The sequence below is a fragment of the Acetobacter lovaniensis genome (assembly GCF_014207635.1).
In the GTDB taxonomy this organism is placed as follows: domain Bacteria; phylum Pseudomonadota; class Alphaproteobacteria; order Acetobacterales; family Acetobacteraceae; genus Acetobacter; species Acetobacter lovaniensis.
Genome location: NZ_JACHIE010000004.1, coordinates 58,515 through 79,138, shown reverse-complemented (window position 1 = coordinate 79,138; position 20,624 = coordinate 58,515). Strand labels below are relative to the sequence as shown.

At 53.1% G+C, this 20,624-nt stretch carries 20 protein-coding genes; all 20 read left to right on the top strand.

From position 1 onward, the window contains the following. Positions 1 to 10 precede the first annotated feature (10 nt). The 20 genes from nifN to HNR55_RS06160 all read left to right on the top strand — a co-directional run bounded on the left by nifN (position 11) and on the right by HNR55_RS06160 (position 20,509). Positions 11 to 1,411, top strand: a complete 1,401-nt coding sequence (gene nifN / locus HNR55_RS06255) for a nitrogenase iron-molybdenum cofactor biosynthesis protein NifN (RefSeq protein ID WP_166114129.1) — start codon at positions 11 to 13, stop codon at positions 1,409 to 1,411. Further along, positions 1,383 to 1,874 (top strand): nitrogen fixation protein NifX, encoded by a 492-nt coding sequence (nifX, locus tag HNR55_RS06250; RefSeq protein WP_166114132.1) that lies wholly within the window; start codon positions 1,383 to 1,385, stop codon positions 1,872 to 1,874. Before nifN ends, nifX begins: the two co-directional genes overlap by 29 nt. 49 nt (positions 1,875 to 1,923) lie before the next feature. Further along, a complete protein-coding gene (locus HNR55_RS06245) occupies positions 1,924 to 2,355 on the top strand; it encodes a NifX-associated nitrogen fixation protein (protein ID WP_242005515.1) in 432 nt (143 codons plus the stop codon). A gap of 15 nt (positions 2,356 to 2,370) precedes the next feature. Next, positions 2,371 to 2,577 (top strand): CCE_0567 family metalloprotein, encoded by a 207-nt coding sequence (locus HNR55_RS06240; protein ID WP_166114138.1) that lies wholly within the window; start codon positions 2,371 to 2,373, stop codon positions 2,575 to 2,577. Between the two features lie 2 nt (positions 2,578 to 2,579). After that, positions 2,580 to 2,861 (top strand): ferredoxin III, nif-specific, encoded by a 282-nt coding sequence (gene fdxB / locus HNR55_RS06235; protein WP_166114141.1) that lies wholly within the window; start codon positions 2,580 to 2,582, stop codon positions 2,859 to 2,861. Between the two features lie 20 nt (positions 2,862 to 2,881). Beyond that, positions 2,882 to 3,490: a nitrogen fixation protein NifQ gene (locus tag HNR55_RS06230; protein ID WP_166114146.1), complete on the top strand. Its 609-nt coding sequence runs from the start codon at positions 2,882 to 2,884 to the stop codon at positions 3,488 to 3,490. Positions 3,491 to 3,688: 198 nt separating this feature from the next. Next, positions 3,689 to 4,111 (top strand): HesB/IscA family protein, encoded by a 423-nt coding sequence (locus HNR55_RS06225; protein WP_242005516.1) that lies wholly within the window; start codon positions 3,689 to 3,691, stop codon positions 4,109 to 4,111. Positions 4,112 to 4,147: 36 nt separating this feature from the next. After that, the gene (gene nifU, locus HNR55_RS06220) at positions 4,148 to 5,083 is read left to right on the top strand and encodes a Fe-S cluster assembly protein NifU (RefSeq protein ID WP_166114149.1); all 936 of its coding nucleotides are present in this window, start codon (positions 4,148 to 4,150) and stop codon (positions 5,081 to 5,083) included. Between the two features lie 75 nt (positions 5,084 to 5,158). Further along, entirely contained in the window at positions 5,159 to 6,361 is a 1,203-nt protein-coding gene (gene nifS, locus HNR55_RS06215) for a cysteine desulfurase NifS (RefSeq protein ID WP_166114152.1), read from the top strand. 30 nt (positions 6,362 to 6,391) lie between these two features. Beyond that, positions 6,392 to 7,546: a homocitrate synthase gene (gene nifV, locus HNR55_RS06210; protein ID WP_166114155.1), complete on the top strand. Its 1,155-nt coding sequence runs from the start codon at positions 6,392 to 6,394 to the stop codon at positions 7,544 to 7,546. A gap of 29 nt (positions 7,547 to 7,575) precedes the next feature. Continuing rightward, the gene (gene nifW / locus HNR55_RS06205; RefSeq protein WP_166114158.1) at positions 7,576 to 7,926 is read left to right on the top strand and encodes a nitrogenase stabilizing/protective protein NifW; all 351 of its coding nucleotides are present in this window, start codon (positions 7,576 to 7,578) and stop codon (positions 7,924 to 7,926) included. A gap of 174 nt (positions 7,927 to 8,100) precedes the next feature. Continuing rightward, positions 8,101 to 8,952 (top strand): electron transfer flavoprotein subunit beta/FixA family protein, encoded by an 852-nt coding sequence (locus HNR55_RS06200; RefSeq protein WP_166114161.1) that lies wholly within the window; start codon positions 8,101 to 8,103, stop codon positions 8,950 to 8,952. A gap of 34 nt (positions 8,953 to 8,986) precedes the next feature. Further along, on the top strand, positions 8,987 to 10,087 hold the full coding sequence (locus HNR55_RS06195; RefSeq protein WP_166114164.1) for an electron transfer flavoprotein subunit alpha/FixB family protein: 1,101 nt from the start codon (positions 8,987 to 8,989) through the stop codon (positions 10,085 to 10,087). Positions 10,088 to 10,103: 16 nt separating this feature from the next. Beyond that, the gene (locus tag HNR55_RS06190; protein WP_166114167.1) at positions 10,104 to 11,411 is read left to right on the top strand and encodes an FAD-dependent monooxygenase; all 1,308 of its coding nucleotides are present in this window, start codon (positions 10,104 to 10,106) and stop codon (positions 11,409 to 11,411) included. Beyond that, complete coding sequence (locus HNR55_RS06185; protein WP_166114170.1) at positions 11,408 to 11,692, top strand: ferredoxin family protein; 285 nt, start codon at positions 11,408 to 11,410, stop codon at positions 11,690 to 11,692. The genes HNR55_RS06190 and HNR55_RS06185 overlap by 4 nt, the downstream gene beginning before the upstream one ends. 3 nt (positions 11,693 to 11,695) lie before the next feature. Further along, positions 11,696 to 12,562 (top strand): ModD protein, encoded by an 867-nt coding sequence (gene modD / locus HNR55_RS06180; RefSeq protein ID WP_166114173.1) that lies wholly within the window; start codon positions 11,696 to 11,698, stop codon positions 12,560 to 12,562. Between the two features lie 229 nt (positions 12,563 to 12,791). Then, the gene (locus HNR55_RS06175; protein WP_166114176.1) at positions 12,792 to 15,002 is read left to right on the top strand and encodes a sensor domain-containing protein; all 2,211 of its coding nucleotides are present in this window, start codon (positions 12,792 to 12,794) and stop codon (positions 15,000 to 15,002) included. 68 nt (positions 15,003 to 15,070) lie between these two features. Then, a complete protein-coding gene (locus HNR55_RS06170) occupies positions 15,071 to 16,561 on the top strand; it encodes a globin-coupled sensor protein (RefSeq protein ID WP_166114179.1) in 1,491 nt (496 codons plus the stop codon). Between the two features lie 488 nt (positions 16,562 to 17,049). Further along, positions 17,050 to 18,522 (top strand): carbohydrate porin, encoded by a 1,473-nt coding sequence (locus HNR55_RS06165; RefSeq protein WP_166114307.1) that lies wholly within the window; start codon positions 17,050 to 17,052, stop codon positions 18,520 to 18,522. A 187-nt stretch (positions 18,523 to 18,709) separates the two neighbouring features. Beyond that, a complete protein-coding gene (locus HNR55_RS06160; RefSeq protein WP_166114183.1) occupies positions 18,710 to 20,509 on the top strand; it encodes a 2-oxoglutarate and iron-dependent oxygenase domain-containing protein in 1,800 nt (599 codons plus the stop codon). The last annotated feature ends 115 nt before the right edge of the window (positions 20,510 to 20,624 follow it).

The following is a 20,624-nucleotide window of genomic DNA, read 5'->3' as shown; positions in this document are numbered from 1 at the left end:
GGAGAAAACAATGGCGACCATTATCCAGCGCCGTAAGGCGGCTTCTCTCAACCCGCTCAAATCATCAGCTCCTCTGGGGGCCGCCCTTGCTTACCTGGGTATTGAAAAGGGCATCCCTCTGTTCCATGGCGCGCAGGGATGTACCTCTTTTGCGTTGGTTCTGTCGGTAAGGCACTTCAAGGAAGCCATTCCCCTTCAGACAACAGCCATGGATGAGGTGGCCACGGTTCTGGGGGGAGCTTCCAATCTGGAGGAGGCTCTTCTAACGCTGGTCCGGCGGATGAAGCCTGGTTTTATCGGGGTTGCCACCACGGCGTTGGTGGAAACGCGCGGGGAGGATAGTGAGGGTGATCTACGCCTGATTATGGAGCGGAATCCTGAACTGGCGGAGACAAAGGTGGTTCTGGCCTCCACCCCCGATTATGCTGGCGCGCTGGAGGAAGGCTGGGCAAGCGCGACCACCGCGATCATTAACAGTCTGGTCGAACCGTGGTCTCCTTCCATCCGTGCATTTCAGCAGATCAATGTCTTGCCCGGTGTGCACCAGACTCCGGCTGATATTGAAGCCCTGCGTGAAATTATTGAAAGTTTTGGATTTTATCCGGTTATTCTGCCCGATATTTCCTATTCGCTTGATGGTCATATCGCCGAAAGCTGGGTGCCGACCTCCCTTGGTGGCACATCGTTGTCGGAAATTGCGAATATGGCGCGCGCGGTACATACCATTGCTATTGGCGAGCATATGCGTGCGCCAGCAGATACTCTGACAGCCGTAACCGGTGTGCCTGCAACGGTGTTTCCAACACTCACGGGTCTGGAGCCATCAGACCGTCTGGTTTCTTTGCTGGCGCGTCTTTCGCTCAGGCCCGTGCCGGGTCGGTTGCGCAGGCAGCGCGCGCAACTGGTTGACGCCATGCTGGATGGGCATTTTCATTTTGGCGGCAAGAGGGTGGCTATTGCTGCTGATCCGGACCTTCTGTTCAGCCTTGCGCAGTTTTTTTCAGGCATGGGCGCATCGATCGTCACAGCCATTGCGTCCACGGGGGGGAATCGCAGCCTTCAGCACATCCCTGTTGAGACTGTTGTTGTGGGTGATCTTGTGGATCTGGAAGATGGTGCCGCGCAGGCGGGTGCGGATCTTCTGGTGACGCATAGCCACGGCCGACAGGCAGCGGCCCGGCTTGGAGTTCCGCTTATGCGCGTTGGCTTTCCAATCTTTGACCGGCTTGGTGTCTCGCATGAGGAAACAGTGGGTTATCGCGGCACGCGTTCACTGATCTTCCGGGTGGCCAATCAGTTCCTTGATGAGAGCCATGCGTGCGGGCCGGAAGATTTTGAAAGTGCCATTCCAGCACCAGTCATTATTACTGAGGAGGGGCGTCATGCCAGCGGTACATTTGCAACTCATTGAAACAGCACAGAACGGCCCGCAGGACGATCTGCCGCAGGACGCTCCACGCCTGCGGATTGCCATTGCCACGCGGGACATGAAGTCCCTGAATGCGCATTTCGGTTCGGCCCAGCGCTTTGCAATATGGGATGTTACGCCACACAACGCACGCTTTGTGGAAGCCGTGGCGTTTGATGATGTTTCGGACGAAAGTGGAGCGCACCAGACCGAAGGGGATGACCGCATTGGCCCCAAGGTGGAAGCGCTGGCCGGGTGTAACCTGCTGTTTGTGCTCGCAATCGGTGGTCCGGCAGCAGCCAAGGTCGTGCGGGCGCATATTCACCCGGTCAAGCTTTTGAACCCCGAAAGCATTTCTTCGGTCATTGAGCGGGTACAGGCCATGATGGTGGGCAATCCTCCACCGTGGTTGCGCAAGGCCATGGGCGTTAAACGGTCAATGGATTTTCTGGACGAGGATGATTGATATGTCTCACCAAGTGTCACCTGCAACGTTGGTGCAGGAAGAAGACCCAATGAAAAGTCCCTTTTTGAAGGCGTTAATCGGACGTATCCGTGCAGAAGATTCCTTTGGCGCATGGGAAAACAAGCCGGATGAATGGCTGCTGCGTGATTATGTTGTCAGCCGGGAAGAAAAACGCGCCATGCCTATCATCAGCGATCCTGATCCGGATGTTGTCTCTCGTGTGGAGCACTTTTATCAGGCCGTTGGTCTTGCTGTGGAACAGGAGTGTGGTCTGATGGCCTCTCCCATGATGAAAATGAGCCATGAAGGTTTTGGCCGTGTGATCCTGACGACTGGCAGGCTGGTCATTTTTTCAAAAACACTGCGTGATGTGCATCGCTTCGGTTTTGAGAATCTTGGCGTCCTTGCGCGGGAGGGTACGAAAGCCGTGCAGATGGCTCTTGATATTATCAGGGAATATCCCGAAGTCGCCAAAGCGTGAGAAGAGGGTATTATAATGGATGATATTGAAGAACTTCGTGCGGAAATAAAAAAACTTTCGTCACGGGCAGTCAAGGCGAAAATGGATCTGCATGATCTGTCAGAAGACCTGCCTGTCGGCTGGACCAATATTCCCGAGGTGGCTGCCCGTGCGCACGATGCCTACGCCATGTTGGAGGCGCGCCGCACGGCATTACGTGCGCTGGAAGAAAAAGGGGTTTGAATATGAGTGCAACAACCCGGGACGGCCGTAGTTGGAGTCCTTCCTATCTGGACGCCATAGACCCTGCGGTGTGTATTGGCTGTGGCCGCTGCTACAAGGTGTGTGGTCGCGGTGTCATGACCCTGCGTGGTGTAAATGACGAGGGCGAAATTGTTGATGACGAGGAAGATGAAGACGATATTGATCGTCGCGTCATGGCCATGGAGGATGCTGGTGCGTGTGTGGGGTGTGGTGCCTGCGCCAGAGTATGCCCCACGAATTGCCAGACTCACATAGCAGCCTGATAAGCCCGGAGGAACTGGTTATGGGAGCAGCAGATATTCATGCCTGGTTGATGGCGGCTGTTCATGGGGACATGTGCGAAGGATTTGATGCGCATGTTCTGGCTTCCATATTGGCTGTTGGTCTGGCGGATGCCAGAGAGCGTAACTGTCTGCCATCGGAAACGCTGGGAGTTGGCGGGGTGCGCCTGAGCCAGCTGGTAGGACAGGTGTTTCCATCCGTTCATGCGCTTTTTGAATCTTTTGAAAGTCAGGTCGAGCCCATACTGGATGAAGATGAAAGCTGCCTGCGCGATCTTTTGCGCAGAGCCACCACGGGGGAGGAGCGCGAGCTGCTGTTGGCCGATATGGTGGCGAGGCGCGCCATGGCGCCCAACCATTTATGGCAGGATCTGGGGCTACGCTCACGGCGGGAATTGTCCTGGCTTATGGAACGGCATTTTGAACCATTGGCCAGCCGCAACACGGGAGACATGAAATGGAAAAAATTTCTTTTTCGTATGATCTGCCGTGATGAAGGGTTTCGGCTGTGTAGTGTTCCGGTCTGTGCGGAATGCGATGATTTTGAGGACTGTTTCGGGGATGAAAGCGGTGAAAGCCGCATGGCGCGCATCCGAAAAGGGACCGATTGAGTTGTTCAGGCTGGTTCGTCGCTCTCATATAATCATCCGGTGTTTCCCCTGATGGCGCTTTGTGTCGCATTCCGCTCATAACGCGTGTACTCACGTTACAAACGGAACAGCGTTGTTTACTTCCATAAAAATAAACGTCTTTTTCATTCTGATATATATTCCCGTAGTCTGTGTTTGTCGTATGCACGGGCTGTTCTCATGGTCGCACAGCACATATTATTTTTTGCCATGCAGGCAGGCGGTTCTGGCACGATCCTTGCGACATTTCTTTTGAGGAAAAGAATTGAGGCGGAGGGGAAAATGATCCAGTTGACCAATGCAGCGCGCGATGCCGTGCGCTCAGCCATTGCCGGTTCAAGTAACCCGGCGGAAGGCATCCGTATCATGGTTGAAGCCGGTGGGTGCTCGGGCTTTAAATATATGATGGGTCTGGTCTCTGCGCCAGAGAAAGACGACATTGTTGTTCTTTGTGATGACGTGAAGGTTTTTGTAGATCGCGAGAGCAGTCCGCACCTTGAGGGCACAACGGTTGATTTTGTGGTCTCCCTCGAGCAATCCGGATTTTCATTCGATAACCCGAACGCGGCATCCAAATGCTCCTGTGGGAAGTCTTTTAATTAAAATCCCTGTTGGCGGGGGGAACGGGAGTAAGGGGTCATGTGGGAATATTCCGATAAGGTTAAAGAATATTTTTTCAACCCAAAGAATGTTGGGGTCATAGAGGACGCCAATGGTGTGGGTGAGGTCGGAGCCATTGCCTGCGGGGATGCGCTAAAACTGATGATTCAGGTTGATCCCGACACGGACCGTATTACCAGTGCACGGTTCCAGACATTCGGGTGCGGGTCCGCCATTGCGTCCTCCTCAGCCCTGACGGAAATTATCGTCGGCAAAACGGTTGATGAGGCTCTGAAGATTACGAACCAGGACATTGCCGATTTTCTGGGTGGTCTGCCGCCGGAAAAAATGCACTGTTCGGTCATGGGGTATGAGGCCCTGCGTGCCGCCGTTGCCAATTATCGGGGCGAAACATGGGAGGATGACCATGAAGAAGGCGCTCTGCTGTGCAAATGCTTTGGTGTTGATGAAGGCATGCTTGAGCGTGCGGTACGCAACAATAATCTGACCAGCATGGAGCAGGTCGCCCAGTACACCAAGGCAACGGCAAGTTGCTCCACCTGTGCAGAGACGGTTGAGGAGGCTCTGGAGCGTATTAACGCGGCAATGGTGAGCGAGGGTGTGCTGGATGCGCGGGATGCCTTTGTGGCAGGGGCGCTGCCCCCTACGCGGCGCGCGGCGCGCAAGACTTCTCCCCTTGTTGAACTGAGCACACCGACAGCTCCCGCCAGATTGACCACAGTGCAGCGTATCCGTGCGGTGGAGGAGGTGCTGACCGAATTGCGTCCGGTTCTCCAAGGCGATGGCGGGGATTGTGAACTGGTGGATGTGGACGGCAACAAGGTGATGGTCCGGCTTAGTGGTGCCTGTGTGAACTGCCAGCTTGCATCCGTTACGGTGCAGGGCATTCAGCAGCGTCTGGCCGAGCGGCTGGGTGAGCCGGTTCGGGTTATTCCGGTGCCAGCCGGTCATTGATGTTTGCCATGTGTTCCATGAGGTGATGACAAAAAATGCGCCGGAGGGTCACCGGCCACGAGTGGGGGAAAGCAGATGAAGCCGGTCTATCTCGACAATAATGCGACTACGCGGGTTGACCCGCGTGTGGTGGACGCCATGCTGCCTTATTTTACCGAGCAGTTTGGCAATGCCTCATCAATTCATGCATTTGGTGCCGATGTTGGAACGGCCATCAGACACGCGCGGCGTCAGCTTCAGGCATTGCTGGGTACGGAATTTGATCATGAGATTGTTTATACAGGCTGTGGAACGGAGGCGGATAATATGGCTCTCCTTTCCGCGCTGGAAACTCAGGCTGGTCGCAACGAAATTGTGACATCCGCCGTGGAACACCCCGCCATTTTGGCACTTTGCGCATGGCTTGAAAAAGCACGGGGTGTAAAAGTTCATTATATTGGCGTGGATTCTCGCGGGCGGCTGGATATGGATGCTTACCGCAAAGCGCTGGGGCCACGCACAGCCATTGCTTCCATCATGTGGGCCAATAACGAAACCGGCAATCTGTTCGATGTGGAAACACTGGCTGAACTTGCGCACGAGGCAGGGGCGTTGTTCCATACGGATGCGGTGCAGGCTGTGGGTAAGGTGCCCATGGATCTGAAAACGTCCGAAATCGACATGCTTTCGCTTTCTGGTCACAAATTTCATGCACCCAAAGGCATTGGCGCACTGTATGTGCGCCGTGGTGTGCGGCTGCGCCCCATGATCCGGGGTGGTCATCAGGAACGGGGACGGCGCGCGGGAACGGAAAATGCACCCTCCATTATCGGACTGGGTGTTGCCGCCGAACTGGCTCGCACGCATCTGGATGAGGAAAATACGCGAGTGCGTGCCCTGCGCGACAGGTTGGAAAGTGGCCTGCTCCAGCGGATATCGCACGCAATGGTTACGGGTGATCCCGAACGCCGCTTGCCCAATACAAGCAATATCGCGTTTGAATACATAGAGGGCGAAGGTATTCTACTACTGCTCAACAAGGCAGGTATCGCGGCGTCTTCGGGGTCTGCCTGTACGTCCGGGTCCTTGGAGCCTTCGCATGTTCTGCGGGCAATGAAAGTGCCTTATACGGCCGCGCATGGTGCAATCCGCTTCTCCCTGTCCCGGGAGAATACGCCGGAGGATGTCGAGCATGTGCTGGAGGTCATGCCCGGCATTGTCGAGACCTTGCGTGGCATGTCCCCATTCTGGGATGGCGCGTCAGCAACACGAAGTGCATTTACGCCCAGCTATGCCTGATTTTTCTTAATGAGATAAAGGGCGCGAGACATGACAGCCAAGCCGCTCAAACGGTCTTCATGCCGCCTGAAACTGAATGACAGCACCCTGCGTGATGGCGAACAGGCGCCGGGTGTTGCGTTTACTCCGGCTGAGAAATTGGCAATAGCCTGTCTGCTGGATGAGGCAGGGGTGGATGAGATTGAGGCTGGCACCCCTGCCATGGGGCCTGAAGAACAGGCAATTCTGGAACAGATCGGGCGTTCCGTTACCCGCGCGCGGGTTATTCCCTGGTGCCGGATGGTGTCAGGGGATCTTGCTCTGGCGCGGGCGACGGGGCTCGGCAGTGTACATCTTTCGGCTTCTACGTCTCCAATGCAGATTGCGGCAAAGTACCGCACAACACCTGCGCATGTGCTGGATATGACGCGCGATATTGTTGCGCGGGCAGTGGATATGGGGCTCATGGTGTCGGTGGGGGGGGAGGACGCCAGCCGGGCTGAACCGGGCTTTCTGGCTGATTTTGTTGGAATGCTCGGGCAGGCAGGTGCCATGCGTTTCCGTTACGCTGATACATTGGGTGTTCTGGACCCCTTTGCAGCCTTTGCAGCCATAACCCGGCTTCGTGAGCAGACGGAGCTGGAAATAGAATTTCATGGTCATGATGATTACGGTCTGGCGACGGCCAATACGCTTGCGGCTCTCAGGGCGGGGGCAGATGTTGCAAGTGTGACTGTTCTGGGTCTGGGGGAAAGGGCAGGGAATGCCCCACTGGAAGAGTTGGTATTGGCTGCCCCCCGTTTTCTTGGGTGTGAGACGCGTGTGGACCTGCTGCGCCTGACGGCTCTGGCGCAGCTTGTGGCACAGGCGTCTGGCCGTTGTATTCCCGAAGGCAAGGCCGTAGTGGGCTCATCGGTATTTCGCCATGAATCCGGTATTCATGTGTCGGGCCTGCTGCGTGATGTGAATACCTACGAAGCTCTGGACCCCGTACAGCTAGGCCGTGAACGCGAGATTGTTTTTGGCAAGCACTCCGGGCGGGCGGCCATCAAGCATGCACTGGCCTGTTTAGGCCTGCAAGCGTGCGATGGTGCCGCCACACAATTGCTACAGGCCGTGCGCCATCTGGCCGAACAACGCAAAAGAGCCATCACTTTGGATGAAATCGCACTTTTGTTCTCAGGCTTACAATGCCGTGCGGCCTGAAGCGTCGATGTTAGAAGGAAAAGTGAACAATGCAGGTTTTACAAGAACTCCGTCGTCTTTCAGCCGCCGAGGAATTTTTCGAGCAGCTTGGTGTTCCCTATGACCCTACCGTGCTGAATGTGGCACGGCTGCATATTCTGCGGCGCATGCGCTCCTATCTGGATGAACAGGGACTGGACACGGAACTGGATGAAGCAATGGTACGCGAACGGTGCCGTACGCTTTTGTCGCGTGCCTATCAGGACTTTGTCGTATCCACGCCCATAGCCGAACGTTCGTTCAAGGTACATCGCGATGCCATACGTCCGTCCCGTCAGATCATGGTGGGGCTGGAAGATCTGACTGTTGTGGCGGAACTGACGGAAGGCAGTAAGACATAATCTGGAAGTGTGAAAAAATAAGACCTTATTTGTCGTTTTTCCGACATGGAGGAAGGTGAATATTTCCTCTGTTGGTATCTTGGATCAAAAAGGTGGTTTTTCTGGCGCATGGCATCGGAATGGCATGCGGCTTGCGGGGATCACGGGGAAGGACAGATAAAAGGAAGTAGGGCGATGCGTATCTTTGTCTGCATTAAACAGGTTCCGGATAGCGCACAAATTCGTGTGCACCCGGTTACAAACACCATCATGCGGCAAGGTGTGCCGACAATTATAAACCCCTATGACCTGTTCGGGCTGGAAGAAGCGCTACGTTTGCGTGACCGTTTTGGGGGCACGGTGACAGTGCTGACCATGGGGCCGCCCATGGCGTCCGAAAGTTTGCGTAAAGCACTCGGTTATGGCGCAGACCGTGGCCTGCTGCTGACAGACCGTTTTTTTGCAGGGTCCGATACACTGGCGACAAGCTATGCTTTGGCCAGGCTGATTGAAAAAGCCGCTGAAGAAGAGGGCATGCCCCAGATCGTGTTTTGTGGCAAGCAGACCATTGATGGTGATACAGCTCAGGTCGGCCCGGGTATAGCCCAGCGTCTGGGGCTTTCTCAATTAACCTACGTGTCTGCCATTGATGAGATTGATCCGGAAAAAGGCAGCATTACGGTGCGTCGCCGGGCGGATCATGGTGTGCAGGTGCTGACCTCCCGTCTGCCAGCCATGATTACCATGCTTGAAGGGAGCAACCATATCCGCCGGGGTACCCAGTCTGACGTGCTACGCGCCGCACAGGCAAAGATCACCCAGTGGAACGCGGCAGCCGTTGGTATTACGGATCTGTCCCTATGTGGTCTGCGTGGTTCACCCACAGTGGTCAAGCGGGTATTTGCGCCTGCGGCCCGATCCGAAAAAGCAGACATGATTCCCGCAACAGGTGGTGGCAGTGCCACAGCCGCGGCGTTGATTGACGCCATTTTTGCGCGGCAGCCAGCACTGGAGGAAGACCTGATCAGCGCAGCTGGCGGGTATTGAGCGGCGCTGACGCCGTGAAAGGAAAAGGGCGACCATGAATACTTCACAAACCCCGGTCGCTGGCGCTTCAGGCTCGCGCGCTGGCATGAAAAAAGAACTGCCGGAACATTTCCGGTCTTACAAGCATGTCTGGGTTTTTATCGAATTTGAGCTCGGGCGTATTCACCCTGTTTCTCTCGAACTGCTGGGTGAGGGCCGGAAACTGGCTGACCAGCTTGGTGTGGAACTGGCGGGTGTGCTGCTTGGTAGTGGTGAGCATGGGCTGAATGACGCGACCGGAAGCTGCTTTGCCTATGGGGCGGACCTTGTTTATCTGGTCGACCATCCCGTTCTCGCGCAGTACCGTAACCAGCCTTACACAAAAGTCATGACCGAACTGGTGCTGAAGTACCAGCCCGAGATCATGTTGCTGGGTGCGACCGTTCTGGGGCGCGATCTGGCCGGGTCTGTGGCCACCACACTCAAAACCGGCTTGACGGCGGATTGTACGGAACTGGCAATTGATGATGAACGCTCATTGGCAGCCACACGGCCAACATTTGGCGGCTCCCTCCTTTGCACCATTCATACGCTGAATTATCGACCACAAATGGCAACCATCCGCCCTCGTGTCATGGCCATGCCCAAACCCGTAGAAGGGCGCGAGGGCCGGGTTGTGCCCTATACGCCAGACCTGCAGGAAGACAGCATTGTTACCAAGGTGCTGAGTTTTCTGCCCGATGATGCTTCGGAAGCGTCCGGGCTAGCCTTTGCGGATATTGTGGTCGCGGGGGGGATGGGCCTGCGCTCGGAAGAGAACATTCAACTTGTGCGCAAGCTCGCGGCAGTTCTGGGGGGGGACTGGGGTGGCTCACGTCCTCTTGTGCAAAAAGGCTGGATCGGGGCTGACCGTCAGATCGGGCAGACCGGCAAGACCATCCGGCCCAAGCTGTACATTGCCGCTGGAATTTCGGGGGCCATTCAGCATCGGGTTGGTGTGGAAGGCGCGGACATGATTGTCGCGATCAATACGGACCCTAATGCCCCGATTTTTGATTTTGCCCATCTTGGAGTTGTCGCGGATGCGGTTACTCTTTTGCCATTGCTGACCGAGGCTTTTCGCCAGCGTCTGCTTGTCAACCGCTTAGCTGGTTGAGGGAGATAAGACAGCCATGAGTAAAGTTGTATTTGACGCCATTGTGGTCGGAGCAGGCCCTGCGGGAAATTCCGCCGCATATACCATGGCGAATGCAGGGCTGAATGTGCTCCAGATTGAGCGTGGGGAATATTCTGGTTCCAAAAACGTGCAAGGTGCCATTCTATACTCGGACGCGCTGGAACAGATGATTCCCGACTTCCGCGAGGAAGCGCCATTGGAACGGCATATCGTTGAGCAGCGGATATGGATGATGGATGATCGTGGCCATACGGGCATGCATCATAGAAGCGATGATTATAATGAGGATCTGCCAAATCGTTATACCATCATCCGCGCCCAGTTTGATAAGTGGTTCAATCGTCAGGTGCGAGATGCGGGGGCTACGGTCCTGTACGAAACGACTGCCACAAGTCTGCTGCGTGATCCGGGCGGGCAGGTGATAGGCGTACAGACTGACCGTGAGGGCGAGGGTTTTTACGCCAATGTGGTCGTGCTGGCCGAAGGTGTGAATGGTCTGGTCGGGCAAAGATCAGGGTTGCGCTCGGAACTGCGTCCAGAAGACGTGGCGCTGGCGGTCAAGGAAATGCATTTTCTACCCCAGGAGACGATTGAAAGCCGTTTCAATATTACAGGAGATGAAGGTGTCGTTATTGAGGCCATGGGCACGATTACCGATGGCATGATCGGCACCGCGTTTTTGTACACCAACAGGGAGTCCATTTCCATTGGGATCGGGTGTCTGGTGAGTGAGTTGAGCCGCATTGGCAAGGATTCACCATACCAGCTTCTGGATCGGTTCAAGGCGCATCCTTCCATCCGGGGGTTGCTGGAAGGCTCGGAAATGAAGGAATATGCCGCACATCTGATTCCAGAAGGTGGATACAGGGCTATTCCGGACCTGGTGGGAGATGGCTGGATTTGCGTGGGTGATGCCGGGCATTTTGTAAACGCCGTGCATAGGGAAGGTTCAAACCTTGCCATGACAACAGGGCGGTTTGCGGCAGAAACCATTATTATGCTTAACAAACGCGGGCAGGCCTGTACCAAAAAGGCCCTTGGAGCCTACCGGCAGAGGCTTGATGACTCGTTTGTCATGAAAGACATGAAAAAATACAAGGATGTTCCCAGAATGCTGGAAAAGCAGGGGAGCACGATCATGGATACGTATCCCCGCCTGATGAACGGAGCCGCTCAGACATGGTTCCGTGTTGATGGGCGGGACAAGAAGACCAAGGAAAACGAGATTGTAAAATCGGCCTGGCGTGTGCGTGGCCTTGGGCTTTTGGGTGATGCTGTTAAACTGGCGAGGGCATGGCGATGAGCGACGATGTTGAAAACAGACTGTTTCAGAACCGCTATGTGGTTGATACAGGGAAGCCACATATTCATGTCGTCCCGCATGAAACACCATCGGAAGAACTGAAAGCCATGGTGCATGTCTGTCCAGCTGGCTGTTACAGTCAGAATGAACACGGACAGGTGGAAATTGTAGCGGATGGCTGCATGGAGTGCGGGACATGCCGTGTTGTGTGCCAGAACACGGGCGAGATCGAGTGGAATTATCCGCGTGGTGGGTTTGGCGTACTCTTCAAGTTTGGGTGACCAATGTTCCATGTGCCAACAAGTCTGCTGGATGCAATATTGGCAGAGGATGCTCCGTGCGGAGACCTGACAACCCGCGCTCTGGGCTTTGGCGGGCAAGGGGCACGGATCAGCTTTACCGCACGGATGCCACAGGTTGTTGCCTGTAGCGAGGTGGCTGCCGCACTCTTCCGCCACGTTGGGGGACATGTCTGTTTTAGTGCCCCCTCAGGGCAATGGATGCCTGCGGGGGAACAGATTTTGCAGGTAGAAGGATCAGCAGATGCTTTGTTTCTGGCCTGGAAGCAGGCCCAGACACTTATGGAATGGGCTGGAGGGCTTGCAAGTGATACCCATGATATTGTGCAGGCAGCACGGGCGGTAAGGCCCGATGTGGTTGTAGCCTGCACCCGTAAAGCCCCGCCAGGTATGCGCGGACTTGCTATACGTTCCATTATGGCGGGTGGCGCGGTTGTACACCGTGCGGGTTTGTCAGAAACTGTTCTGGTATTTCCCGAGCATCGTGCTTTTCTGCCCGAAGATGGACGCGAAGCCGTGAAGCACCTCAAGCAGAGTTTGCCAGAACGCAAGATTGTTGTGGAGGTGACCTCGGTCGAGGAAGCTATGGTTTTTCTGGAAACTGGAGCAGATATTCTGCAACTGGAAAAATTCTCGTTGCAGGATGTTAAAAAGCTCAGGACCTTCCTCAATGGTTTGGCCCCAAACCAGCCCGTGCCATTGTTGGCGGCTGCGGGAGCGGTAGGGCCCGATAATGCGGCAGATTATGTGCGGGCCGGAGCAAGTATTCTGGTCACGTCCCATCCTTATTTTGCGAAACCACGGGATATTCAGGTGTTGATACGGCCTCTTTCCTCCAAATGTGATCATTGAAGGATTGATGAGTGTATTGAATGAACAATCATGGAAAGCAATGTTAAGATAAAACACACTATGGCATCATTTTTGCGTCTTATTTTAAGATTATAGAATTGTCTGGGGAGTATTTATCCATGACAGAATCCAATTCTGTTGTAAGGGATAATAATTTTTCCAAATAAAGGAAGTATAACGGAGCCGGTGTTGAGTGCGTTCCTGCAAGTGTTAATGGTGGATATTTTTCATGATCGAAACAAAATCAGATATCCTGCCCGTCGAACATTGTGGAAATATGTATTACGAAATACTCAAGCAGGCGGCTGACGGTGTTATTATCATCAATGATGAAAATAACATCATTTTTTTTAATACCGCAGCCGAGCGTCTATGGGGGTATGAAGCTGCGGAGGTCATGGGGCAGAATGTTAAATGTCTGGTGCCACTCGAACATCGCGCCAGACATGATGACTATATTGCCCATAATCGTGCAACAGGTCTTGACCGTATTGTCGGTACGTCGCGCGAGATTACCTTTACACGCAGTGCCGGTGATTATGCGGTGGCCGAGATGTCTGTTTCAGCCATTACTTTCGCGCCTACGCATAAGCGTTATTATATGGCGATTGTAAAGGGAGTTACGGAAGAGAGCCATCGTAAAAAGCTTATAAACATACAGAACAAGGTTTTTACGGAACTGGTAGGAAAAGCGACAGAGCAGGATATTGCCGACATGCTTTGTGCCGAGGCCGAAAAGCTGGTGCTCAACAGCGTGGCTGTGCTGTTGCAGATCACGCCGGAGCGTGGTCTTGAGATATTGTCTGGTGAAAGTCTGCCACGGCGTAAGGGTAGAATGTTAACACGCATGACATTGTCCGAGGCGGATATGATCGCCCTGCGCACGCACCCGGAGGAAGCCAGAACGGTTGTCTGGCAAAACGCCAGTACCGTGGAGCAGGAAGTCGGGTTGCTGGATTGCTGGGCTTCAGCTGTGTGTGACGGCGGGGGCTCTCCAATTGGTATTTTTGCGCTCTACTCACGGAATAAGGACAAAATTACCAACTGGCCGCAAAAAATTGTTTCGGGGTGTGTTCCGTCATGTGCCGCGATTATTGAGCGCGGAAAAACGAGACAGAAGTTGCATCGCCTGGACCGGTATGACTCGCTAACAGGTTTGCTCAACCGCAATGCAGTAACCATTATTCTTAAAAACATGATGGCACAGCCAGCCGGTTGGCCATTTGCGCTGCTTGTTCTGGATATTGATCTGTTTCAGGATATTAACAACCTTCTGGGCTACGATCAGGGGGATCTGTTACTTCAGATTGTAGCGCAACGTCTGGCCGCGCAATGCCGGAGCAATTTTGTAACCGGACGTTTGGGGGGAGATGACTTTGTTATCATCATCCCCGGGGGAGACAGGAATACCGCCAGAAATTTTGCAGAAACATTAATCGAGATCATGCAGGAACCGATTATTATAAACGGGCATGAACTGATTGTATCTGTCAGCACGGGGATAAGCCTGTATCCGGATGAAAGCAGGGATGTGGAGCAGGTGCTCAACCGCGCGGAAGTGGCAATGTTGGAGGCCAAAAAAACGGCACGCGGCAGTTTCCGTATTCTGGATAATGCTTCTGACAGTGAAGTACAGTCTAGGCTTATCGTGGGTTCAGCTTTGCGTAAAGCCATCCAGAATTCGGAGTTATCATTATTTTACCAACCGCAGATCTGCGTTATAACCGGTAGATTACATGGTGTTGAGGCGCTGGCGCGTTGGCAGCATCCGGTTCTGGGCGCGGTGCCTCCTTCCCGATTCATTCCAATAGCGGAGGAAACCGGGCAGATTGAGGCGATCGGTCGGTGGTCTATTACTCAGGCGTGTCAGCAGCTTGCTCAATGGGACCGGCAGGGGATTATGGTGCCTGTTGTTAGTGTCAACATTTCAGCCGGGCATTTTGCCAGTTCCGAACTATTGCAACAGATTGTGGATGTACTGGACACCTATCATCTGGCCCCGGAGCGTCTGACAATTGAAATTACAGAAAGTGTAATGATGCGCCAGAGTTCGGAAGCGCTGGCGACATTGTCTGCACTACGCGGGATTGGCGTTGGGCTTTCGTTGGATGATTTTGGTACGGGGTTTTCCTCCCTGTCACGTCTGAGCACCCTGCCGCTGACGGAACTCAAGATTGACCGTAGTTTTGTTATGGATTTTGAAGAAAATATCAGTTCTCTCATCGTAACAGAGGCGGCAATTACCATTGGTAAAAGACTTGGTGTGAGAATTGTGACCGAAGGTGTGGAAGAGGGCTCTCAGGAAGAAATGCTGCGCTCAATGGGGTGTGATGTCATGCAGGGATATCTGTTTGGCAGACCTATGCCTCCCGCAGCCCTTAATACCTGGATTATGGAGCATCCGTCAGGAGAGGATAAACACTATCGAAAAATAGTGTGAAATATTTTTCAAGTTTTATCTTCCTGTAGAGATTTAATAGCCACCCTTTTCTGGATAGGGGAAACAACATGACCATCATTACTCCAACCACACATGTCAGTGATGGACAAAACCTTTCCGATCTGGAGTGCCGTCGGCAGTTCATGGGACTGACAGAAGCTGACTGTGAGGCTATTCGTTCTATAAAAACCATTATTGATAGGGAACTTCCGCAGGCATTGGACGGGTTTTATACGCAGGTACGTCGTACTCCGCAAACCAGTACGTTTTTTTCGTCCGAGACACATATTGAACAGGCCAAGGCAGCGCAACAGGAACACTGGAAAAACATCTCATCGGCCAGTTTCGGGCTGGAATATGCTCAGAATGTGGGGCAGATTGGCAGTATTCATGCAAGAATTGGACTTGAACCCAGATGGTACATTGGTGGGTATGCTCTTGTCCTTGATCATCTTATTCATGCCATTGTTGCCAGCGCTTTGCCTGGAGGTGGTCTGTTTGACAAAAAAAAGATGGTTCCCAAAAAACTTTCCCACCAGATAAGCAGTTTATGTAAGGCAGTACTTTTTGAAATGGATCTGACCATTTCAGTTTATCTGGCTGAAGCTGAAAAATCGAGAGCAACATTGCGGGATGAAGCCATATCCAAGGAACAGGTGTTTGTCGCTGAAAGTTTTGGTTCTGTTCTTCAGGAGATTGCAGAGCAGAATCTGACCCGGGATATGAAGAGTAATGTGCCGGAGCCTTATCTGCCATTACGGGATAATTTGAATGCAGCCCTGCATGCTCTTCGTACTACTTTGAAGGTAGCAAGTGATACGGCTTACAATATAGATGTTGTTACACAGGAAATCAGCGCTGCATCAGGCGAACTGGCGCAGCGTACCGAACGGCAGTCGGCATCGGTAGAGAAAACCGCTGCTGCTGTCGAGCAGATTACTGCTACGGTCAGTTCCACGGCGAGCCGTGTGTCTGAAGCCAATAATTTTGTCGCAAACTGTCTGGAGAGCATCCAGCACTTTGGTGGCATGATTGATCGGGCGAATGAGTCCATGGCGGAAATTGAACGTTCGACTGAAGCTATTAACAAAATTACGGATATTATGGATGCGGTTGCCATTCAGACTAATATTCTTGCACTCAACACGGCTGTTGAAGCTGCTCGCGCAGCAGGTGCAGGGAATGGGTTTAAAGTGCTTGCACAGCAGATTCGTGAACTGGCGAACCGCGCGGGGGTGGCCTCCAGAGATGTTCGTGGGTTGGCCAGTGCTTCTCAGGTGCAGGTAAGTCAGGGGGCTTCCATTATGAAAGAGGCGAGAGAGGATATGAAGTTCATTATTTCTGGTATTTTTGAAATTCGTTCTCGTCTCAAAGCAATAGAGGACGCGGCACGGGAGCAGGCTGCGGCATTGCAAAGTGTTAATGGCGCTGTAGCAACTATTGATGAAGGTACACGACAGAACGCTGCCATGGCAGAACGGACTTCCACGGCGAGCGAAGGCATGGTGCAAGAGACGAGGCAGTTACGGCTGCTGCTGGATGGGTTTCATCTCTCATAAGAATGGAATGTGCAGAAAATATTACACGAATTAGGAGGAATTAATTTGAGATATGTCAGTGCGTGACGGGGATTATATCTTTGGTCATGAAAAATGAATGACTGAATGATATCTGGTTGTTATTACAAATAAGCGACAAAAATGTGAATTGAAAATTTTTAAAATCCGGTTTATTTTGTAAAAAAGCAGTCATAAGAAAAAGAAAAAATGTCTGATAAAATGATGTCCCATGCTCTTCCGGACCTGAAACAGCAGAGTAAAGTGACCGTGGGCTTGTCTGCCGTACGCAAGCCGTAAACGCGCCCTTATTCTTCAAATTCAGGAATGTTGTGCCTCTATTCCAGTATGGATTGGAAGGGAGGCTTACAGCTTTGGATAAAGCCATGCCCACATTTTGGGATGATAGCTGCAAAGTTTATGCTTTGCGGTGTAATATCTTCTGTTTCCTGCCAAAAGCTCATGCAGCTTTTGGGCTTGTTCTGCTGGTGATGGCTCTTCCCTGCAAGGTGAAGGCGCAAGAGGTTAAAACCCCACCCTTATCTGTGGGAGTGGCGGCCAGTGGGGTGAATGGCGCTGCATCTCCGCCAGTTAAACGTAAACGGCCTATTGCGGAAGATCGTCTGGAACCTTTGTTTCAGACGGAAAGCATTTCCTCATTATTAAATCATAATGAAGATGCCTTGCGGCGGGGAGACGTTAGTGCTGGTTATTATGTTTCCGAGCAGGCTTTCGGGAACCTCATGCCCTCTCTGAAACCGCTGCGGGATCGTCTGGCCAACCATGGTTTCAGCTTTGAGCTGACCTATAAGGGGGAGGGCATGGGGAATATGAGCGGTGGTCTTTCAAAAGGAATGGACTATACGCACGAAGTTCGTATTGCCATGCTGTTTGATCTGGGCAAGCTGACGAAATGGAAGCCGCTGGATGGCTGGTTCCTGCATGGAATTGTTATGAACCGCGAAGGTCGGCAGGTCGGGTGGGATCATGTGGGTGAGCGCAATGTTCTGCTGACCGAGGTCTGGAGTATTCATGGCCCCGCCGCAGCACGTCTGGCCGATCTTTATGTGGAAAAATCGTTCCTGGACAAGAGGATCAATATCAACCTTGGGCGTATTGCGCTCACGCATACCTATTCCACATCAGTGTTGCTTTGCACGTTTATGACCATGTGTTCCGCGCCTATGGCTATTCGTGAACCTGCGGGTTGGAGTGTGTACCCCAAAACATCGTGGGGTGGGACATTCCGCATACGCCCCACGCGGGATCTGATCTTAAGAACAGGCGTGTATCGTATCGGTCCAAAAGCGGTTGATAATACAGGCTGGGCCTGGGGGAGCGAGCCGTATACCGGTATTCAGACCCCTGTGGAACTGACCTGGGAACCCTTTTTTGGCGAGCGTAAACTGCCCGGTCATTACAAAATCGGATATGGGCATGATACCTCCCCTTATGCTGATATGATCGGGATTGTTCCACCTGCGTTTGCCGGGTCGGTGCAAAAGCATAAGGAAAAACCCAGAGATACGTTTTATATCGAGACGGATCAGATGGTTTATCGCAGTCATGGTCAGCACCAGATGGCGGGTGGCTATGTACTGGCTGGATTTATTCATAATACACCAAGCAATTCTACATTTTCCAACGAGTTCTACTTTGGAGCCTCTTTGCTGGGGATTATTCCTGGACGCCCGTTTGACCGGTTCGGGGTCATGTATTCCTATTATCAACTCAGTCCCCGGACAACGTACGGGCAGCAATTACGCCAGTGGGCAGGCATGTCCATGGGGGCTTATGTAAATGCGCCTCAAACTCACTCTGCTATTCTGGAGGCGTATTATGGTATTCCCATCGTGCCGGGTCTGGTAGTGACCCCTGAGTTTGAATACATGATGCGTCCGGGAGAGACTTCCGTCATTCCCAACGCCGTTTTGGCAGGGCTTAAAGTGATCAGCGCTTTGTAAAGCAGGGCCAGTCGGGCGGTGTTTCAGGCCGCCCGCATCTTCCAGATTCCAGCGTGCTTGTTACAGGCCCGATCTTTTGGGTGTGAGTGTCTTCTTTGGTCGCCATATCTTAATTCTGGACATGTTTTTAGCCATTTGAGCTATTTATCATTCCGGAATCATAACTATAATTCAGGTCGTGCGCTATGTGAGGAGGCTCGATCTGTCAGAGATTCAGGAAACCGCATTTATCAGGCGTGGCGCCAATTTCTCGTTTGGTCAAACGGCTTACCCCGATGGAGGGGAGTTCAGGGTCACCAGTGGTGCCTATGCTGCTCTGATCCTGTTGGAAACAGGTGCCATGAGCACGGTTATTGATAGGAACCGGCGCGAGCTGCATGCTGGTGAATGCGGTATTTTTATCAACAGAACAGGCCGTCGCTCCACCTACGCTCCGGGCAGCCGTGTGATGTGGTGCGAAACACCGCTGCTCAAGTCTGCCCTACCTGCCAGAAGTGATTTTCTGGGGGACAGGGTTCGCGCATCCCAGCGCATTCTCACGTTGTTTCGTGAGGGCATTAACTGCGGTCTGCATAGCTCGCCCACGCTGGATACATTGCGCAATGCTTTGGGCGAGGCCCTGTTTGCGGCATGGCGTATAGAGGCGGGGCAGGACGTTATCGGGCATATGCCGCCCTCCCTGATTGCGGCAAAATCCTATATCGACCAGCATTATGCTGAAAAGCCATCTCTTGAGACACTGGCTAGCGTGGCTGGTGTTACCTCGCCTTACCTGATCGACCTGTTCCGCCGTCATCAGGGCACGACCCCTATACGGTATTTACGTAACGTAAGGGCCCAAGCGGCTTTGCGTCTTATACGGCATACAGACATGTCGCTTGCCAGTATTGCCGATATTACCGGGTACGGATCGGCATTTCATCTCTCGCGTGAGGTCCGGCTGATGAATGGCCAGAGCCCACGCAGTATCCGGCAGCGCGGTATTCATGGCCAGACATCCCATACTATGGGAGACGCCACCCGCCGGCCTGACGACCAGCATCTGTCTTTACGTCCTGCGTTTGAAAGGATACGTCCGATGGTACCCCCTATTCCTGTTATTGATATTGCAGCACTCCGGCATGGCAGCAGTGCGGAGCGTAAGGTAGTGGCTGCAGCTCTTGGCAGGGCATGCCGTGAAGCCGGTTTTTTTTACATTACCGGCCACGGTGTTGCGCCTGAAATGATGAGCAGGCTTTTTGAAGCTTCACGCATTTTCTTCAACCAGCCTGCCAGTGCCAAGGAAAAGGTCGCCATGAGCAGGCTTGGCAAAAATCGGGGTTATGTTGGCCTGGGCGTCGAGCGGCTTGATACGACATCCCTGCCCGATAACAAGGAAGCCTTCAATATCAGCCCCCATAATGTGGATGATGCAGACGTATGGCCCGATTTTCCGGGGTGGCGGGACCTGATGATGGCGTATTTTACAACATGTCTGGATATAGGTGCGGCCTTGCACCGTGGTTTTGCGCGTGACCTTGGTGTGGATGAGAACTTTTTTGTTGATAAGTTCAAAAACCCCATGGCAACGCTGCGTCTGCTGCGTTACCCGCCTTCTCTATCAAAACGTGCCGACCAGGCTCCGGGGGCAGGGGCGCATACGGATTATGGCAATGTGACCATTCTGGCCGTTAATGGTGTGTCCGGCCTGCAGGTGCGCCCGCGTGGGAGTGACTGGATGGATGCGCCACTTATTCCCGGCACGTTTATCTGCAACATTGGGGATTGCCTGATGCGCTGGAGTAACGATGTGTATGTCTCCACCCCCCATCGTGTTTTGCGCCCAGAAGGGGAGCGATATTCCATTGCCTTTTTTCTGGACCCGGATGCGGATGCACAGGTTGAACCAATTGTCAGCCAGCAAGGTGAAAGCGCGCACTACCCACCTGTGAGTGGCTACGAATATCTGCAGGAAAGGCTACAGGCAACGTATGGGCACCAGAGCTAAGGCTGAATAGGTCAGTTCATGTTTTCCATTTTGATCGTGAGTAGAGAACATGATCAATAATCAAAAGATTTCCTGAATCTCATAGTTCAGTCGTACATGGCCGGAAGGAACTGGG

Excerpts from the sequence above, each read along its gene's own strand:
- nifN (WP_166114129.1), top strand. The coding sequence starts at position 11 with ATGGCGACCATTATCCAGCGCCGTAAGGCGGCTTCTCTCAACCCGCTC.
- nifX (WP_166114132.1), top strand. The coding sequence starts at position 1,383 with ATGCCAGCGGTACATTTGCAACTCATTGAAACAGCACAGAACGGCCCG.
- HNR55_RS06245 (WP_242005515.1), top strand. The coding sequence starts at position 1,924 with ATGAAAAGTCCCTTTTTGAAGGCGTTAATCGGACGTATCCGTGCAGAA.
- HNR55_RS06240 (WP_166114138.1), top strand. The coding sequence starts at position 2,371 with ATGGATGATATTGAAGAACTTCGTGCGGAAATAAAAAAACTTTCGTCA.
- fdxB (WP_166114141.1), top strand. The coding sequence starts at position 2,580 with ATGAGTGCAACAACCCGGGACGGCCGTAGTTGGAGTCCTTCCTATCTG.
- HNR55_RS06230 (WP_166114146.1), top strand. The coding sequence starts at position 2,882 with ATGGGAGCAGCAGATATTCATGCCTGGTTGATGGCGGCTGTTCATGGG.
- HNR55_RS06225 (WP_242005516.1), top strand. The coding sequence starts at position 3,689 with ATGGTCGCACAGCACATATTATTTTTTGCCATGCAGGCAGGCGGTTCT.
- nifU (WP_166114149.1), top strand. The coding sequence starts at position 4,148 with ATGTGGGAATATTCCGATAAGGTTAAAGAATATTTTTTCAACCCAAAG.
- nifS (WP_166114152.1), top strand. The coding sequence starts at position 5,159 with ATGAAGCCGGTCTATCTCGACAATAATGCGACTACGCGGGTTGACCCG.
- nifV (WP_166114155.1), top strand. The coding sequence starts at position 6,392 with ATGACAGCCAAGCCGCTCAAACGGTCTTCATGCCGCCTGAAACTGAAT.
- nifW (WP_166114158.1), top strand. The coding sequence starts at position 7,576 with ATGCAGGTTTTACAAGAACTCCGTCGTCTTTCAGCCGCCGAGGAATTT.
- HNR55_RS06200 (WP_166114161.1), top strand. The coding sequence starts at position 8,101 with ATGCGTATCTTTGTCTGCATTAAACAGGTTCCGGATAGCGCACAAATT.
- HNR55_RS06195 (WP_166114164.1), top strand. The coding sequence starts at position 8,987 with ATGAATACTTCACAAACCCCGGTCGCTGGCGCTTCAGGCTCGCGCGCT.
- HNR55_RS06190 (WP_166114167.1), top strand. The coding sequence starts at position 10,104 with ATGAGTAAAGTTGTATTTGACGCCATTGTGGTCGGAGCAGGCCCTGCG.
- HNR55_RS06185 (WP_166114170.1), top strand. The coding sequence starts at position 11,408 with ATGAGCGACGATGTTGAAAACAGACTGTTTCAGAACCGCTATGTGGTT.
- modD (WP_166114173.1), top strand. The coding sequence starts at position 11,696 with ATGTTCCATGTGCCAACAAGTCTGCTGGATGCAATATTGGCAGAGGAT.
- HNR55_RS06175 (WP_166114176.1), top strand. The coding sequence starts at position 12,792 with ATGATCGAAACAAAATCAGATATCCTGCCCGTCGAACATTGTGGAAAT.
- HNR55_RS06170 (WP_166114179.1), top strand. The coding sequence starts at position 15,071 with ATGACCATCATTACTCCAACCACACATGTCAGTGATGGACAAAACCTT.
- HNR55_RS06165 (WP_166114307.1), top strand. The coding sequence starts at position 17,050 with ATGGCTCTTCCCTGCAAGGTGAAGGCGCAAGAGGTTAAAACCCCACCC.